General features: G+C 60.6%; 10 protein-coding genes. 6 read left to right on the top strand and 4 right to left on the bottom strand.

Going from position 1 to position 16120, the window contains the following annotated elements:
- Nucleotides 1-38: 38 nt before the first annotated feature.
- Both J4D99_RS18710 and J4D99_RS18705 read left to right on the top strand, forming a co-directional pair.
- Complete coding sequence (locus tag J4D99_RS18710; RefSeq protein ID WP_208133264.1) at nt 39-1862, top strand: DUF4158 domain-containing protein; 1824 nt, start codon at nt 39-41, stop codon at nt 1860-1862.
- A 12-nt stretch (nt 1863-1874) separates the two neighbouring features.
- Nucleotides 1875-3053 carry a Tn3 family transposase gene (locus tag J4D99_RS18705; protein WP_208133315.1) on the top strand — a complete coding sequence of 393 codons (1179 nt, stop codon included), beginning with the start codon at nt 1875-1877 and terminating at the stop codon, nt 3051-3053.
- 1091 nt (nt 3054-4144) lie between these two features.
- Here J4D99_RS18705 and J4D99_RS18700 read toward each other — a convergent pair.
- Entirely contained in the window at nt 4145-4504 is a 360-nt protein-coding gene (locus J4D99_RS18700; RefSeq protein WP_208133263.1) for a hypothetical protein, read from the bottom strand.
- A 604-nt stretch (nt 4505-5108) separates the two neighbouring features.
- Between J4D99_RS18700 and J4D99_RS18695 the strand changes: the two genes are divergently transcribed.
- A complete protein-coding gene (locus tag J4D99_RS18695; protein WP_208133262.1) occupies nt 5109-6434 on the top strand; it encodes an NRAMP family divalent metal transporter in 1326 nt (441 codons plus the stop codon).
- A 107-nt stretch (nt 6435-6541) separates the two neighbouring features.
- Here the strand turns inward: J4D99_RS18695 and J4D99_RS18690 are convergent, their stop codons facing one another.
- Nucleotides 6542-8761: a TonB-dependent receptor family protein gene (locus J4D99_RS18690; protein WP_208133261.1), complete on the bottom strand. Its 2220-nt coding sequence runs from the start codon at nt 8759-8761 to the stop codon at nt 6542-6544.
- 474 nt (nt 8762-9235) lie between these two features.
- On the opposite strand from J4D99_RS18690, the gene J4D99_RS18685 reads away from it, so the two are divergent.
- Both J4D99_RS18685 and J4D99_RS18680 read left to right on the top strand, forming a co-directional pair.
- Entirely contained in the window at nt 9236-10390 is a 1155-nt protein-coding gene (locus tag J4D99_RS18685) for an alpha/beta hydrolase (protein ID WP_208133260.1), read from the top strand.
- A 387-nt stretch (nt 10391-10777) separates the two neighbouring features.
- Nucleotides 10778-11767 (top strand): IS110 family RNA-guided transposase, encoded by a 990-nt coding sequence (locus J4D99_RS18680; protein WP_208133259.1) that lies wholly within the window; start codon nt 10778-10780, stop codon nt 11765-11767.
- 74 nt (nt 11768-11841) lie between these two features.
- Here the strand turns inward: J4D99_RS18680 and J4D99_RS18675 are convergent, their stop codons facing one another.
- Nucleotides 11842-12705, bottom strand: a complete 864-nt coding sequence (locus J4D99_RS18675) for a sigma-70 family RNA polymerase sigma factor (RefSeq protein ID WP_208133258.1) — start codon at nt 12703-12705, stop codon at nt 11842-11844.
- A gap of 408 nt (nt 12706-13113) precedes the next feature.
- Between J4D99_RS18675 and J4D99_RS18670 the strand changes: the two genes are divergently transcribed.
- Nucleotides 13114-13440 carry a thioredoxin family protein gene (locus J4D99_RS18670; protein WP_208133257.1) on the top strand — a complete coding sequence of 109 codons (327 nt, stop codon included), beginning with the start codon at nt 13114-13116 and terminating at the stop codon, nt 13438-13440.
- Nucleotides 13441-14591: 1151 nt separating this feature from the next.
- Here the strand turns inward: J4D99_RS18670 and J4D99_RS18660 are convergent.
- Nucleotides 14592-16112, bottom strand: a complete 1521-nt coding sequence (locus J4D99_RS18660) for a hypothetical protein (RefSeq protein ID WP_208133256.1) — start codon at nt 16110-16112, stop codon at nt 14592-14594.
- Between the last annotated feature and the right edge of the window lie 8 nt (nt 16113-16120).

Below are 16120 nucleotides of genomic sequence, written 5' to 3'. Positions count from 1 at the left end.
ATATAGGCAGGAACATCCCAAAAAACCTTCTCTCGTTCATGCCGGTCGAATTTCTCAGCGACGAGCAAGCCGCCCGCTACGGACGCTACCACGCCGACCCCAGCCCGGAGCAGCTCGCCCGCTTCTTTTACCTGAGTCCCGCGGATGTCGCGTTTCTGGCCACCTACCGTCTGCCGCATACCCGGCTCGGCTGCGCCGTGCAGCTCTGCACTCTGCGGTTTCTGGGCACCTTTCTGCCCGCGCCCACGCAGGCGCCGGCCATGGTGGTACGCACCCTGGCAGAGCAGTTGCAGGTGTCCAGCGACGACTGGCACCTCCGCTACACCCGGCCCAACACGATTTACGACCACCAGGCCCAGCTGGTGGCCTACCTGGACTACCGGGTCTTCGAGGGCCGGCAGGCTTTTCGATTGACCCGCTGGCTCTACGCCCAGGTGAGCACGAGCACTGTGCGACCGAGTATACTCTTCGATTTAGCCACGGCGCATCTGGTGGCCCAACGCGTGGTATTGCCGGGTGTCTCGCTGCTGGCCCGCCTGCTTGCGCGGGTGCGCGAGCGCACCGGCCGGGCGCTTTATCGGCAGGTGCAGGCGCGGCTCAGCGGTGTGCAGCGGGACCTGTTGGATGCGTTGCTGGTCGCCGCACCTGGCGAGCGACTGACCCCGTTGGAGCTGTTGCGCACCCCGCCCACCCGCGTGTCGGGCCCGGCCCTGGTGGCCGCCCTGCGGCGGCTGGACCAGATTCGGGCGGTGGGCGTGAGCGCAGTGCCCGTGCAGGATTTACCGGAAGCGCGGTTGACGCGGCTGGCCCGCCACGCCCAGCTGGCCTGGGCCCAGCCGCTGAGTCGTCTGGGCGAGGAGCGCCGCCACGCCACCCTGCTCGTGTTCGTGCAAACCCTGGAGCGCACGGCCACCGACGACGTGCTCGACCTGTTTGACAACCTGCTGACCACGCTGGCCCTGCGCGGGGAAACCCGTCGTCGGCGCGAGCGACTGCGCACGCTCAAGGACCTGGACGAGGCGGCACTGGTGCTGCACCAAGCCGTGTGCATCCTGCTGGACGAGGCGGTACCTGCGGCCACACTGCGCCAGCAGGTGCTTGACAGGGTAGGCGAAACCCAGTTGCGGGCCGCCGCCGAGGTCGTGCAAAACCTGGCCCGCGACGACGACCCCGCCTTGCAAGTGCTCAGCGGCAGCTATGCCTCAGTTCGGCGCTTTCTGCCCGCGCTGCTGGCCGGCATTTCGCTGGAGGGGACGCCCTCAGCCAAGCCGCTGCTCGAGGCCTGGCGCTTTCTCAAAGCCCAGGAAGCCGGCGGCCGGGGCCGGCCCAAGTGGGCCGCGGCCCCGCGCCCGGTGGTACCCAAAAGCTGGGCGCGGCGGGTGTTTCCAGTTAAAGGCGAAGTAAATCCGCAGGCCTATACGCTGTGCGTGCTCGACCGGCTGCACCAGGCCCTGCGCCGCCGGGAAGTGTTCGCGCCTGGTGGTGAACGCTATGGCGACCCGCGGGCCGAATTACTACGCGGCGAAGCCTGGGAGACCTCCCGCGAGGCCGTGGCCCGCGCGCTGGACCGCTCGACCGACCCCGCCGTGGAGCTGGACCGCCTCCGCCAGCAGCTGCGTACCGCGTATCAGCAGGTGGGCGATAACCTGGCCGACAACACCGCCTTGCAGGTACTCCAAGAAGATGGGCAGGCCACTATCGTGCTCACTCCGCTAGCCGCACAAGCCGAATCGGCCGACCTGACGCGCCTACGCCAGCTGCTGAGCGTCCGCCTGCCCCCCGTCGAGCTGGCGGCCCTGCTGCGGGAGGTGGATGCGTTTACTGATTTTACCGGGGCCTTTACGCACCTCTCGGACGGCTAGCCCGCCGCTGACCTGCCGCTCAGTCTCTGCGCGGTCCTACTAGCCCAGGCCTGCAACATCGGCCTGAAAAGCGTCGCCCGGGCCGAGGTGCCGGCCCTGACGCTGGCGCGCCTCTCGTGGGTGCAGCAAAACTACCTGCGGGTGGAAACGCTCACCGCCGCCAATGCCCGGCTCGTCGACGGGCAGGCCGGCCTGCCGCTGGCCCAGGTTTGGGGCGGTGGGGAGGTAGCCTCGGCCGACGGGATGCGCTTCGTAGTGCCCGTGCGCACGCTGCACGCGGGCTGGAACCGCAAATACTACGCGGCCGAGCGCGGCATTACGTACTACAATTTCATCAGCGACCAGTTCTCGGGCTTCCACGGCATCGTCATTCCCGGCACCCTGCGCGACTCGCTGTTTGTGCTGGCCGGGCTCTTGGAACAGCAAACCCGCCTGGACCCGCGCGAAATCATGACCGACACGCACGGCTTCAGTGAAGTTGTATTCGGCTTGTTTTCGCTGCTGGGCTACCGCTTCAGCCCCCGCCTGGCCGACTTAGCGGACCAGCGCTTCTGGCGCTTGGAAAAAGAGGATGACTACGGCCCCCTCAACGAGTTAGGTCGCCACGTAGTCAATGCCCGCCTGATTTACGACCACTGGGACGACCTACTGCGGCTGGCCGGCTCGCTTAAACTGGGCAAGGTCAAGGCCACGGCCGTCATGCGCACCCTGCAGCGGGCGGGCGCGCTCTCGGGCCTGGGGCGGGCGGTGGCCGAACTGGGGCGAGTCGAGAAAACGCTATACCTGCTGGCCTACGTGCAGGACGAGGCTTACCGCCGACGCATCCTGGTGCAACTCAACCGGGGCGAGGGCCGGCACGCCGTGGCCCGGGCCATCTTCCACGGCAAGAAAGGCGAGCTGCGCCAACGCTACCGCGAGGGCATGGAAGACCAACTGGGGGCGCTCGGCCTGGTCGTCAATGCTCTGGTTCTGTGGAACACGCGCTATTTGCAACAGGCCCTGGAAGAGCATCAGGTTAAGGAAGGAGCCCCGGAACTGAGCGATGTGGCCCGCCTCTCGCCGCTGCTGCACGAACACGTCAACATGCTGGGCCGCTACGACTTTACCCTACCTGAATACGTGGCCGCCGGCGAACTCCGGCCACTCCGCGACCCCGCCAACTGGCAGGAACAGCTCGCCGAATTTCCCTAACGTTGTTTTCCGTTCCTACTATTGTGCGACCCCTTAGCGCTCTGTTTGACAATATTTCACCTGGCATGTGACCAATACGATAGCCTTAACGTTCGTTTTCGCTATCCTCTTTCAATGGCGTTAAGGAGCGTGTAAGACCATCGGGTTTTCGAGGCTCTTACGCCGCTTTTGCCCCTTATCACGAGTAACCACGCCAGTTGGCTACGGACTCGGAGGTTTTCCCCTATTTGTTTGACAACACCCCTCCTAGTACGAATTGCTTCCCCAGGTGCCGTACCTTTACGGGCGCGAAAATTATTCCCGGCGCCATGTGTAGTAATCTGAATGCTCCCGTGTACGTACGGGGAGGGATCTACCCCTTTCGGCATCGGCCGCTATATCCGGACTGGGCCCGCCCGCTCAAAAGTTGCGAAGACCAGCTCACGCAGCAGTGCGCCCTGTTTGTGGTAACGCAGGTGGAAGATGACGTATGCAGGGGGGTCGTGCTGACAACTGCCCCCGGGTGCCAGCCCACCATCAAGCTGCGGCCCGGGGACGTTGTCGAGGGGCATAGCTTCCCGGCGGCTGGCGCGTATTTCCTAACGGTACCGTTGCACCAGGTTTGGGAACTTGAGCCAAAGCAGGTGGGGACCCTGACGCCGCCCGGGCTCGCCTATATGGAACGAAATGCCCATGGGCCCGCGGTGACGTGGGTTGACTACGTGAGCGCCGTCTGCGAAAGGCAGGAAGGAAGCCTCCCCAGGGGCCGAAAGTGTTCCGCCGGGGCTGGAGCCACCGTTGTGGTGCGAACCCCACCCGATTACCACGCCGCCCCTACTCGCTGTTGAAAGCTCCTGGGCAGGACTATCGCCGAGCCGGGCGGGCAGCTAGTCGGTGGGAAGATAGCTGCCCCCGCTCCCCTGGTGCGGCTGGCCGAGGCCGGCAGGGTAGCGGCCACACAGGAGAACAGGGTGGCGGTAGCCGCGAGCAGCCTACTTTTCAGCGGCAGGGTTTGGGCAGACGCCTAAGCGGACGCGTTGAACGTAACAGCAAGGCCGCCGCTGCGGTGGACAGAACTCCGGCGCACGACGCGGCCCCTGGGGCAGGGGGCGCTAGTTGTTGCGGTCGGTGTCCGTGACCGTGATGACGTTGGTGCGGTCAATGGCAATGGTATACTGATGGCATTTGCTCACGTCCATGGTTTTGACATAATCAATGTTGTTGACCCGCAGGGTAAACTTGGTGGTGCCCGCCGCGTAACTGGCGTAGTCGGACGAGGTGCCGGCGGCCACATTATTGATATTAACCGTGTTTCCGCCGGAGGTTTGGATCTGCACCCCGGCCGGTTGGGTGCCATTGTTGGTGATGCGGGCCATCGGGTTGTCGTCGCTGCATTTCTTGCTACAGCCGCTGGCGGCAAAGGCGAGCGCGCTGGTGAAGAGCAGAGAAGCAAAGGGAGTACGAATTTTCATGGGGTTGACGGAGGAGGGAAAGATGCTTCCCGCGGGGTGCGGGAGGCGGCGCAAATTGTACAAAGCGAAGATAGTGCCACGATTTACAAGGTAGGTTGGGGCAGGGGAGGAGGCATCCGAAGGGGGCGACTCACAGCGCCGGCTCTACGCCGTCACCCTAACCAGCTGTTATTGGTCCCATTTTGGTTAGCAGCATACACTGGCACGTTTACGTGCTTTCTTACTAGCTCCCATCTCAACAGTACTCGCTGAGAGTCCTAGCCGACCACCGGCACTACTCCTGGTGCACGTTACTTATTCCCACCCATGTCCAAGAAAGCAGCAGAGAGCCACAAGCACGCGGCGCAGCATCACACCGAAACCGCCAAGCACCATACCGAAGCGGCCAAGCACCACGAAAGGGGGCAACCATGAAAAGGCCACTCACCCACCATGCCCATACGGCGGCCGCCCATATAGTCCATGCCCAAGAGCACGGCATTAACGCCCGCAAGAGCCACGCCCAGGAGCACGGCACGAAATAAGTCGCCCGCTTCCCGCTTACCAAAAGTCCCGACTCCCACCCCTGGAAGCCGGGGCTTTTAGTAACTATTCTTTTCTACTTATGCTTCCCCAGTCTCTGTTGACTTCACCCTCCCCCACTCCCCGCAGGCGCGCTGGCCGGCGCTTCTGGCAACACCGCACCTTCCAAAACCTGGGACCCGGCCTCATCACCGGGGCCAGTGACGATGACCCCTCCGGCATCGCCACGTATTCGCAGGCCGGTGCCGCCTTTGGCTTGGCCACACTTTGGACCGCCCTGCTCACGTTTCCGCTCATGGCGGCCATGCAGGAGATGTGCGCCCGCATTGGCCTAGTCACCCAGCGCGGCCTGGCCGGCACGCTGCGCCAGCATTACCCCCGCTGGGTGCTCTACGGGCTGCTTACCCTCACCTTTCCGGCCATCGTGCTCAACATTGGAGCCGACCTGGAGGGCATGGGGGCCGTGGCCCACCTACTGGTACCACAAGTCCCGACCTTCGCCTTCAGCGTCTTGTTTACCGGGCTCTTGCTGCTGGCCATTGTCTACTACCCCTATCAGCAGCTGGCGGCTATGCTCAAGTGGCTCTGCGCCGTGCTGCTCGTGTACCTGGTCGTCCCGTTCCTCGTGAAGCAGGACTGGACTAGTGTAGCCCGGCACACGCTTATTCCGGAAGTGCACTTCACCAAAGACTTTATGGGCATGCTGGTGGCGATTCTCGGCACGACGATTTCACCCTACCTGTTTTTCTGGCAGGCCAACATGGAAGCCGAAGACATGCAGCACCGCAGCATCGTGGAAGGCCACGGCCGGCGCGTGGTGGTCAACAAACGCCTGCTGCGCACCATGCAGGCCGACGTGAACGTGGGCATGTTCTGCTCGAACCTCATCATGTTTTTCATCATCCTCACGACGGGCGTGGTGCTCTATGCCGCCGGCATTCATCAGATTGATACGGTGGAGCAAGCGGCCAGCGCCCTGAAGCCTCTGGCGGGCGAATCGGCGTATCTGCTGTTCGCTGTGGGCGTACTCGGGACCGGTCTGCTGGCTATCCCCGTGCTGGCGGGCTCGCTGGCTTACGCCATGGCCGAGACGTTTCACTGGCGCGGCGGGCTGGACCGCAAGTTCGGACAGGCCCCCGGGTTTTACACCACCATTTTCGTTTCCCTGGTGGCCGGTGTCTTACTCGACACGCTCGGCGTAAGCCCCATCCAGGCGCTGATTTACACGGCCATCCTCTACGGCCTGACGGCCCCGGTCATGATTGCCCTGGTGCTGCACCTGGCCAATAACAAAGCAGTTATGGGTGATTACGCCAATGGTCGCACCTCCAATCTGCTCGGGGGTATCACCCTGGTGCTCATGAGCGCGGCGGCCATCCTGTTGCTCTATTTACAGTTCTTTGCCTAGTAGCACTTCTGGTAGACTGCTCCGACCGATAGTAGCTACGGTAACTTTCCTCGGCTGCCAAAAAAACCGCTTCTTGGCGTTTCTGCGCCTGGTCAACAGCTGGGTACTTAGAATTTGGCAGCCAGGGTGGTGTAAAACGCCCGGCCGATTGCGGGCAGGATGCCGGGACCGGGATACTCATCCGTGCGGCGGGTAAAATACCGACTATCGGTGAGGTTGTTAATCCCGGCTTTTAGGGCAAAAGTCCGCCAGTTATAGCTCGCGGCGATATCCCACACGTGGTACGCGGGCACCTCGCCCACTACGGCGTATTCATTGGCCTGCTCGGGGGTGAAGGCCGGCTGGGCTACTGAATTATTCGCGTCGCCAAAGGAGCGGGCCGTGTAGCTGAACTGTCCGGTGAGGCTGAGCGGGCCGAGGCCGTAGGTTACACCCACGCGCTCGATGACGGGCGGAGCGTACTCGACCTGCTTGCCGGCAAACTCCCCGCTCACGTATTCGGCGTTCACATAGGCCAGCGAGTTGAAGGTGCTTAGGCGGTGGCGGGTGGACAGGGCTAGCAGTTTGAGGGGCAATAGCTCGACGTAGCTTTCCAAACCGCGGTGGCGGCTGTCGGCCACATTGGTGCGCAGGCTGTAGGGTGCGCCGGTCGTCGCATCCGGCAGGGTTATTAGCCCGATATGCTGGTTGTAGCGCAGCCAGAAGCCGCCCACGTCGAAGCTCAGCCAGTCGCCCACCGTGCCGCGATAACCCAGGTCCGCGTTATAGCCGTTCGAGTCCCGGAGGTTCGGGTCGATTTTAGAGGTCACTCCGAACGGCGTTAGGACCGAGTAGTCGATGGGGCGGTAGGCCTGTGACCAGTTGGCATACAGGCTGGTGCTGGCCGTAGGCCGGTAGAGCAGCCCCAGACCGGCCAGGGCAAACGTGCGGGTACGGGCTTCGCCGGCCACTAGGGTAGTACCGTCAACTTCCTGGTAGCCGTGAGCCGTCGAGCGCAGGTATTCCAGCCGAAAACCGGGCGTCACCGCAAACTTATCGGATACGCGCAGCACGGTTTCGGCAAACGGGGCCACGTTCTGGGTCGTGAATTGTAAGTCATATTCGTAGGGGCCACCGTACAGGTTCAGGTCGAAGTCCGCCCCCGTCGAGCCCGGCCCGCCGCCCTGCCGGTGCATAGTCCCGGTGAAGTAGCGTACGCCCGCCGCCAAGGTATTGTCACGCCCCAGCAAGCGGTAGTCGTGGCGCAGGCGCAGCTCGTTGGTGAGGGAGCGAAAGTGCTCGCGCTGCACCTCGCGGCCCACGTACTGGCTGGTAGCCCGGTCGATGGAATCGACGGCCGCCGCGCCGCCGTCCTCGTTGCGCCACACCAGCGAGCGGCTACTCAGGTTGCCCGCTGTTTTCAGACTCAGCAGCGTGCGGGGCGTGAGGTGGTACTCGGCCGTGAGCGTAGCCACGTTCCAAGGGCTTTCGAGCCAGTTGCGGGCGCGCGTACTCTGGCGCGAGTCGGCCGCAAACTGGGCATCGGTCAGCCCGCCGGGCATGTGCAGGCGGTTGCGCAGCAGCGAGTAGTCGGCCGCCAGCAACAGCTTATCACTGGCCCGGTACTCCACGCGGGCGAAGGCCGTGCCCTGGCGCAGGTCGGAGTGGGGTCGCCAGCCGTTCACGCTACGGTATTGCCCATAGGCGTAATAGTTGACTTTGCCCACCTGTCCGCCCGCCGAGGCAAAGGAGTTAGTCAGGCCAAATGACCCCACGGTTTGCCGTAGGTTGACTTCCAGCGGCTTGTCCTGCGGGCCACGGCGCATGACGTAGTTAATGACCCCACCGAACTGCGGACCGAATTGCAGCGAGGCCGCCCCGCGCGTGACCTCCACGCGCTCCACGGCTTCCATAGCGGGCAGGTAGTAGGTTTCGGGGTAGCCGTAGAGGTCGGCCGTGATGTTGTAGCCATTCTGGCGCACGTTCATTTCCACGCTCTGCACCGGATTCAGGCCCCGCAGGCCCACGCCATTCGCGGGAAAGCCGGACCCTTCGGTTTCGGAGAAGTTCATGCCCGGAATGCGGCCCAGAATCTGGCGGGGGTTGTTCTGGGCCGTGTTGGCATCGAGGGAGTCGAGGACCAGCACCTCCGTCTTCTTGCCGGCGTAGAGGACTGCGCCACTTACTTCGCCTAAAGTACCCAGGCCATTTTTAGATTTCAGGCCCACCACCTGCACTTCCTCCAGCAGCTTACTGGGTGCAGCTACTTGTTGGGCCAGCGTTTGCAAAGGCAGCAGGAAGATAAAACCGCTGACACGCAGCGAACTTATAAGATGAAGACGAACCATATGTTATTTGGAAGGATTCCAATTAAGTGCAAAGGTAGCGCTTCTTTTTGCCTGGCACCAAGCTTGTTTAGAAAATTCTAAACAACAGCTGTTGCGCAATGTATGGTTGCCAGTCGCTCCCACCTATTAGTTCACTTTAAGTAGCTTCTTGCTCTTTTCTGTAGCGGTCCGGCGCCCTTACCACATCGCTCAGTGCTTGTGGGCTGGTAGCATTGTTTCACTAATACATTTTCTACTGATGTCGGAAGCTGCTCCTGATTTTGACCTGATGGTGCTCGGGGCCGGCTCGGCCTGAGCCTGGCGCTGGACGGGAAACGGCTCACCCCGCCTGGGAACGTCATGGGGGTTCGTATGGCTTGCCTTGAAGATACCCCCGAGGCCTGGTTGCACTCAGGGTAAACAAACCCGCTGGGTCAGCTGCGCGTACTGAGTTGCTACGCCTCTCATTTTCTGTCGCTTTAGCGATTCAACCGCATGCCATTTCTTTTCTCCCGCTCCCTAGCCCAGCAGCTGCTGGTTCCTGCCTTAGCCGGTGGCCTACTACTTAGCAGTTGTGATTCCAAGCCCACCGCGACCGGCTCCGATGGCACGGCTACCCGCACCGACAGCACCGGAACCGGCGCTTCCCCGAAAGCAACTGCCGCCGGCGTGGTGAAGCCTACTGGCCCGAAACCAATTTGGGGCCCGGCCATCCGGCCCGAGATGCAGGCCGTCATTGAGCGATTCATGAGCTTCCACAATAAGCCCCTGCCCCAACTCACGGCGAAGCAGGCGCGCCAGCAGCCCAGCGCGGCCGATGCGGCCCTGAAACAGATGCAGGTGAGCAACATAACCGCGCCGCCCCTGCAGTGTGACACGCTCACCAAAACCTTGATGCCCGGCGTAAAAGCCCGCATCTATACGCCGAAGGGCGGGGCAGCCCCTTACCCGGTAATCGTGTATTATCACGGCGGCGGCTGGGTCATTGCGACTATCGATACCTACCAGGCTTCGGCCCAGGCACTCTGTGAGCAGACCGGGGCCGTGGTGGTGGCCGTGGAGTACCGGAAAGGCCCCGAGCACAAGTTTCCCACCGCCCATGAGGATGCCTTTGCCGCCTATCAGTGGACGTTGAAAAATGCGGCGAGTCTTAAAGCAGACCCGGCCAAGGTGGCCGTAGCGGGGGAGAGCGCCGGGGGCGGGCTAGCCTGTGCCGTGAGCCTGATGGCCCGGGATAAAAAAGTGCCGCTGCCTAAGTATCAGCTGCTGGTATACCCCATTGCCGGTTCTTCCACTACTACCCCGTCGTATCTGGCTAATACGCAAACCATGCCCTTGAATAAGGGCGGCATGGAGTGGTTTTTCAAGAATTACCTGCGCACGCCCGCCGATGGCAAAGACCCGCGCATTAACCTGGTGGCCGCCAACCTAAAAGGATTGCCGCCCACGACCATCATTGGCGCCGACTATGACCCGCTAAAAAGCGAAGGCAAGGACCTGGCCGATAAACTACAGGCCGCGGGGGTCAAAGTAAACTACAAGCTTTACGCGGGCACCACCCACGAGTTCTTCGGCATGGCGGCCGTCGTGCCCGAAGCAAAGCAGGCGCAAGGTGTGGCAACGACTGACTTGAAAAGTGCCCTAAAATAGCCGGTCTCAGGAAGGTCAGCTAGGCATAGAAAAGCCCCGAATCGAAAGATTTGGGGCTTTTCTATGCCCAAACTGGAGGTTATCCGGGAGGGGCCGCTGAGGGCCTAACCCCTGGCTACCAGTACCGCGTACAGCAGCAAGTCAATTTCAGTATAAGTTATCCTATGTTCAGGCACGGCCTCTAATTTGGGGCTAATAAAAGGAAAAGAGCGGAGTAAGATTCTAGTCTTATGGGGCGTCGGAGCCCGTTTAACATGACAATCCCCGCTCTTTTCTAGGGTCACTTTGGACAGTTCCACGAGGCCGCAGAGCCTGTATCAGGATAGCAAAAGACTCCCTAGAAATCTTTTTTAGTGCTTTTTCTCCACCCTTTCATACTTACAGTAAATGGTTGTTGCCTCTTCGTTACCCGTGGTCGGCCTGGATGTGAGCAAAGCTACGCTGGCGGTCTGCTACCAAGTTGATGAGCAGGTCAAACACCTGGAAGTCAGCAATACCAAAGCTGGCTTTCAGCAGCTGGTCAAGACGTGCGGTGCGCACTGCCAATTTGTAATGGAGGCCACCGGCACCTATAACCTGGCCCTGGCCTACTACTTGCACGAACAAGGCGGCCAAGTGGCAGTGCTCAATCCGCTGGTCATCAAACGCTTCATTCAGATGCATTTGAGCAAAGGCAAAAGCGACCGCAAAGATGCCCAGTGGCTCCTGCGCTATGGCCAGCAACAAGCGCTGAAAAGCTGGCAACCGGACGAGAAGATACTAGTGGAATGCCGCCAACTTGAGCAGGTAACGGAGCAGCTAGTCAAACAAAAAACGATGATTAGCAATTCGCTGGAAGCCTTGCAGCGCCAACCTATCATTAGCAAGCTCGCCTTGAAACGCCTGCAACAGCTGCTCAAAAGCTTGACCCAGCAGGTTGCCGCCGTCGAACTCGAACTCCTAGCACTGCTCGAACGGCGCTTTGCGACGGAAATGACGCTGCTCTGCTCAATTCCTGGCATTGGGCGCAAAACAGCGGGCATGCTTCTGCTTTTTGCCGGTGGCTTCACCCACTTCGATAACTACCGACAAGTCATTGCCCTCGCGGGTCTCTCCCCCCGCGAACACACCTCGGGTACGAGCATCCGCGGCAAAGTACGCATCACGAAAATGGGCGGTGGCTTGATTCGCGGCAAGCTCTTCATGTGCAGCTTCTCGGCCAAGAAAACGAACACGGCCTGCGCTGCGCTTTTTGACCGTCTCGTGGCCAAAGGCAAGAATAAGAAACTAGCCCTAATTGCTGTCTGCAATAAGCTCCTCAAGCAAGCCTTTGCCATCGTCAAATCGGGGGTGCCCTACCAAGCTGATTTTAGCTCGAAACTCGCCCTTACCGCTTGACTTTTAACATAGTTCTTGTTAACGTTTACGTGCCATTCGGTTGACCCCAGAGGCAGTTGATAGGCAAACCGGCCCTAGCCCAGGTACGATTTGAGCGACTGCGAGCGCGAGGTGTGCTTGAGGCGGCGAATAGCCTTCTCCTTAATCTGCCGGACCCGCTCGCGGGTCAAGTTGAACTGCTCGCCAATCTCTTCCAACGCCAGCGCTACGTGCCCATTGAGCCCGAAGTGCAGCGTCACCACGTCCGCCTCGCGCCGAGTCAGGGTCGAGAGCGCGCGCTGCACCTCCTTGCGCAAGGAATCATGCAGCAAGCCCGCATCCGGCGTTTCTCCTTCCTCATCTTGCAGCACGTCGAGCAAGCGGTTTTCCTCGCCCTGCACGAAGGGCGCATCCATCGAGACGTGGCGGCCCGCGATTTTGAGCGTGTCTACTACTTCCGCGGTAGATAAGTCCAACAGCTCGGCAATCTCATCGGGCGAGGGCTCGCGTTCAAACTGCTGCTCCAGCTCGGCAAACGAGCGGCTGATTTTATTGAGCGAGCCCACCCGGTTCAGCGGCAGGCGCACAATGCGGCTCTGCTCAGCCAGGGCTTGCAGGATGCTCTGGCGAATCCACCACACGGCGTAGGAAATAAACTTGAACCCCTTCGTTTCATCAAAACGCTTGGCCGCTTTAATCAACCCCAGGTTGCCCTCGTTGATGAGGTCGCCCAGCGTCAGGCCCTGGTTCTGGTATTGCTTGGACACCGAGACCACAAAGCGTAGGTTGGCTTTGGTCAGCTTTTCGAGGGCCAGCTGGTCGCCTTCGCGGATGCGTTGAGTCAGCTCTACTTCCTCGTCGATGGATACCAAGCTCACTTTGCCAATCTCCTGCAGGTACTTGTCCAGCGACTGGCTTTCGCGATTGGTAATCTGCTTGCTGATTTTGAGTTGTCTCATACAGGAACGGTTCTACGTATGTTGGGTTCAGGAGGTAAGAAGCAGCCTGGGCTCTTGGCGATTCGGCCTGGTCCAAGGGGTAGTAAGATGTCGCCCTACTGAAAGGTTCACGCCGAGGGTAAAACCTTGATTCTTGCTGGCAGCTGCCAGTGCCGGTAGGCCCCGAAGTCAGCGGGAGTGCGCAGGGGCAATTCGCCGGGCATAAGGAGCCGGAATGAAGTGGTCGAGTAAAAACGGACAGTGAGCTAAGATGGTCCGTTTGAAAATCGCGTTCGAATTGGTAATAGGCTAGACTAAAAAACTTGCTTTCTTTATAGCTTATTATTCGGCCGCAAGAAGTCTGGCACTAGCTGAACCGACTGCGCAGCGCGCATTGCCGTACACCGGCGCATACCATCCCTTGCTTCCATGGGAATTATCGAGACCGACGACGCAGGCCTGCGACTGCTCGTCCACGAGCACCCGAAAGCGATTGCCATATTCACCGCCGCTAACTGCGCAACTTGTGAGCAGCTGCGGCCCATTTTTGCGCTATTTGCCACCAACCAAGCCTACGCGGGCATTGCGTTTTTGCACCTGAATGCCGACCAGAACCCCGTAGCCAAGCAATCCCTTCAGCAGCAGAGCGCGCCGTTTTTCGTCTCCTACGACCAGGGCCGCTTGCTGCACTGCGACACCTTGCACACCGAGCAGCAGGTCCGGGCCATGCTGCACGCCCTACACCAACACGCCTAATACGGTCTTCCTAGGCAACTTCTTGTAGCGCGGGTGCTTCGGTCTGCTGGGGATGGGGAGTCAAACTGACCGATTTCACCAAGTCGCCCGACGCGGAAACCGACGTTTTTGCCAGGGAGGGGAGGAGAGCCATCGATTCATTCCGTCCCGGGTCGCCCTGGGCATGCCAGCGGGCCACGTCTTGCGGAGTGTAAGCTGTCCAGACGCCCTCCCGAAAAAAGGCAAGGCAGCAGAAAAGCAAACCGAATAGTATACACAAACTCATGGCAAACGACTGGGTGGCGAGTTCCAGCTTGGGAGCAGATGCGGGGGTGTACTGCGTAGTCCGGGGAAAAGTTGCGGCCCTTTGGACGGCTTGCGTTATCTTTGATTACCTGCCAGGCTGTGGGTTGCCATTTCCTAGCAATAGAAGGAGAATGGCCCTTACTGGGCTGTTCTCCTTCGACTATTTAGAGCGGGCCGGTTTATCGACTACTATATGACGTGGCTTGAAGTAGTGCTGTGCGGGCTCCTACTGGCAGCGGTCGGGCTGGTCCTGGTCGTCCACCGGCGTTACCTAGCCTTGCAGCGCAAACACAAGGTCTTGCAACGCCTCTACGAGAAGGCCGAACAGCAGTTAAGCACGTTGTGGACCAGTAAAAAGCCGTAAGCCGGGAGCGGCATTGGCATTACTACTTCTTTGTTTGGGCAGTGAGTGCATAGCAGATTTTGCGTTTTTTCAGCAGTTGTACGTAGGCTGCGTTTCCTGTCAGGGCTTCTTATGAGACCTTTCCTGCGGCTATGCGCTAGACTTGGATAGGGCAAAAATCTGCCAAGCTCCCCGAGCGACCAGCGCAAAGACTACGAGGCCAATCACTAAGTCCGGGAGGGGGGAACGGGCGACGTACACCAGCACGGCCGCCACCAGCACGCCGAGGTTCACCAGTATGCCGTTGGAGGCAAATATTTGACTGGCTTTGATGTGCACCTGGTCCGTGTTGGCTTGTCGTAGCAGGCGAAGGGTGGCCCAATTGCCCAACAGGGCTAAAAAGGAAACGCCTACCATTAGGGCCACGTTTGGCGGCTGTTCGGCCGTAAGGAAGCGCCGCCCGGTTTCGACTTCAACAGGTAGGGGTCAATTTCCGGCTTCACTAGGTAGTTGGTAGCGTAGGTTAGCGTCTCGACATTCCCCCCTGCTGCCTCCCCATGCCGCCCATGTGCATCAACATACGCGGGGCGATAATTCGCACGAACACCTCGAACGAAAGCGGCGTCTTACCATACGCATTGACTAAGGTAGCATCGCTGGTATTAAACGCATTGAGGGTGCCCGTAGCGCCCAGGTCCACCCAGGCAGCGCTAGTCTTCACCAGGTACTTGGAGGCCCCCAGCGTGAAGGCCGCTACCTGGCGGTTAGCGTTCAGCGCCTGCTCCGTGGTGGCGGGCAGCAGCAACTCGTCGTAGTTGAGCTGCAAGGTTTCAAGGCGGGTAAACACGTTGAACTGCCGCGCCTGCAAGTTGCTTTCGAGCAGGAACGAGTGCGAGTAGTCTACCCCCGCCGTGCCGCCGCTGTTGCGATTCATGCCCCAGACGAAGGCTGACGACAGGATGGTTTCGCCCCCTAGCGTAGCATTGTGCAGCACCGAGGCCGTGGTGCGGTCCACGTTGCGGTCCGGCTCCAGCTCCTCTGGACCTTTGATGTGGGCATAAGAAGCTTGCAGGGCCAGGCTGCTGGCTGGGTTCACCGAGAGCCGGGCGCTGTATGAGTCGAAGCGAATGGGGTCGAAGCTGTAGCGGTTCTCGTTGGGCTCGCGGCCCGTGAAGAGGGAGCCTTCCAGCTTGGCGTTGCGGTAGCGCACGCCCAAGGTGGCGACCCCAAACTGAATGTGCGTGGCATCCTGCCAGTGGTGCCCGAGCGGGGCCGAGGGCAGGTTGGCCGCTGAGGGCCGGTGCATAAACACGGGCGGCCCAATAGCCGGCTCGCCGGGGTAGCCCACGTAGGCCGTCAGGTCCACGTCGTGACTCACTTCGTAGGTGTAGGCCAGTCCCAGCGCGCTCACCAAGTCGTGGGGATGCTGGTGGTCGTGCAGCTTCACGCCCTGCCACGACTCGCCGGTCTGGAACAGCAGCGGGTAGCCACTGCCGCCTACCGTGAGCGGGTCGGCCGAGAGCATAGCGTGAATGGTAAACAGTCCGTGCTGTCCTACCAGGTGGTTGGCCATCGCCATCACGTAGGTGTTGGCCCGAAAGTCGGCGTCGCCGCGCAGGTCGCGATGATTGAAATTCTGGCTCGTGTAGCGCAGAAACGCCGAATACATTAGCATCACGTCCCAGCCGCCCGGCTGATACATTTGCATGTACATCGGCGAGTTGTCGGGGTGCCAGCTCGTACCCGAGCCCTGGCGGGTCATGGGCAGGTTTTTAGAAAATGAGTTACGCATTTCCTTCATGCCCATGCCGCCGGCGCTGTCCATTTCCATGCCGCTCATACCACTCATTGGTTGAGGGGGCTTACTGCTCACCGGCTTCTTTCTGGCCGTGTCAGTGGGCATGGTCATGTCGGGCATAGCCGACCTTCTCGTGGGCTTTTTGGTGGGGGTAGCGGTAGGCATCGACATGCCCGGCATGGGCTGCTGCGCCAGCGCGGCCGTACCGGCTAGCAGGGCAAGTGCCGTAAGAATAAGTGTCTTCATTAATAAGG

Origin of the sequence: Hymenobacter sp. BT559 (assembly GCF_017571525.1) — a bacterium.
Lineage (GTDB): Bacteria > Bacteroidota > Bacteroidia > Cytophagales > Hymenobacteraceae > Hymenobacter > Hymenobacter ginsengisoli.
The sequence above is the reverse complement of the archived record's forward strand: the minus strand, read 5'-3'. Positions and strand labels throughout refer to the sequence as shown.

Excerpts from the sequence above, each read along its gene's own strand:
- J4D99_RS18710 (WP_208133264.1), top strand. The coding sequence starts at position 39 with ATGCCGGTCGAATTTCTCAGCGACGAGCAAGCCGCCCGCTACGGACGC.
- J4D99_RS18700 (WP_208133263.1), bottom strand. The coding sequence starts at position 4,504 with ATGAAAATTCGTACTCCCTTTGCTTCTCTGCTCTTCACCAGCGCGCTC.
- J4D99_RS18695 (WP_208133262.1), top strand. The coding sequence starts at position 5,109 with ATGCTTCCCCAGTCTCTGTTGACTTCACCCTCCCCCACTCCCCGCAGG.
- J4D99_RS18690 (WP_208133261.1), bottom strand. The coding sequence starts at position 8,761 with ATGGTTCGTCTTCATCTTATAAGTTCGCTGCGTGTCAGCGGTTTTATC.
- J4D99_RS18685 (WP_208133260.1), top strand. The coding sequence starts at position 9,236 with ATGCCATTTCTTTTCTCCCGCTCCCTAGCCCAGCAGCTGCTGGTTCCT.
- J4D99_RS18680 (WP_208133259.1), top strand. The coding sequence starts at position 10,778 with ATGGTTGTTGCCTCTTCGTTACCCGTGGTCGGCCTGGATGTGAGCAAA.
- J4D99_RS18675 (WP_208133258.1), bottom strand. The coding sequence starts at position 12,705 with ATGAGACAACTCAAAATCAGCAAGCAGATTACCAATCGCGAAAGCCAG.
- J4D99_RS18670 (WP_208133257.1), top strand. The coding sequence starts at position 13,114 with ATGGGAATTATCGAGACCGACGACGCAGGCCTGCGACTGCTCGTCCAC.
- J4D99_RS18660 (WP_208133256.1), bottom strand. The coding sequence starts at position 16,112 with ATGAAGACACTTATTCTTACGGCACTTGCCCTGCTAGCCGGTACGGCC.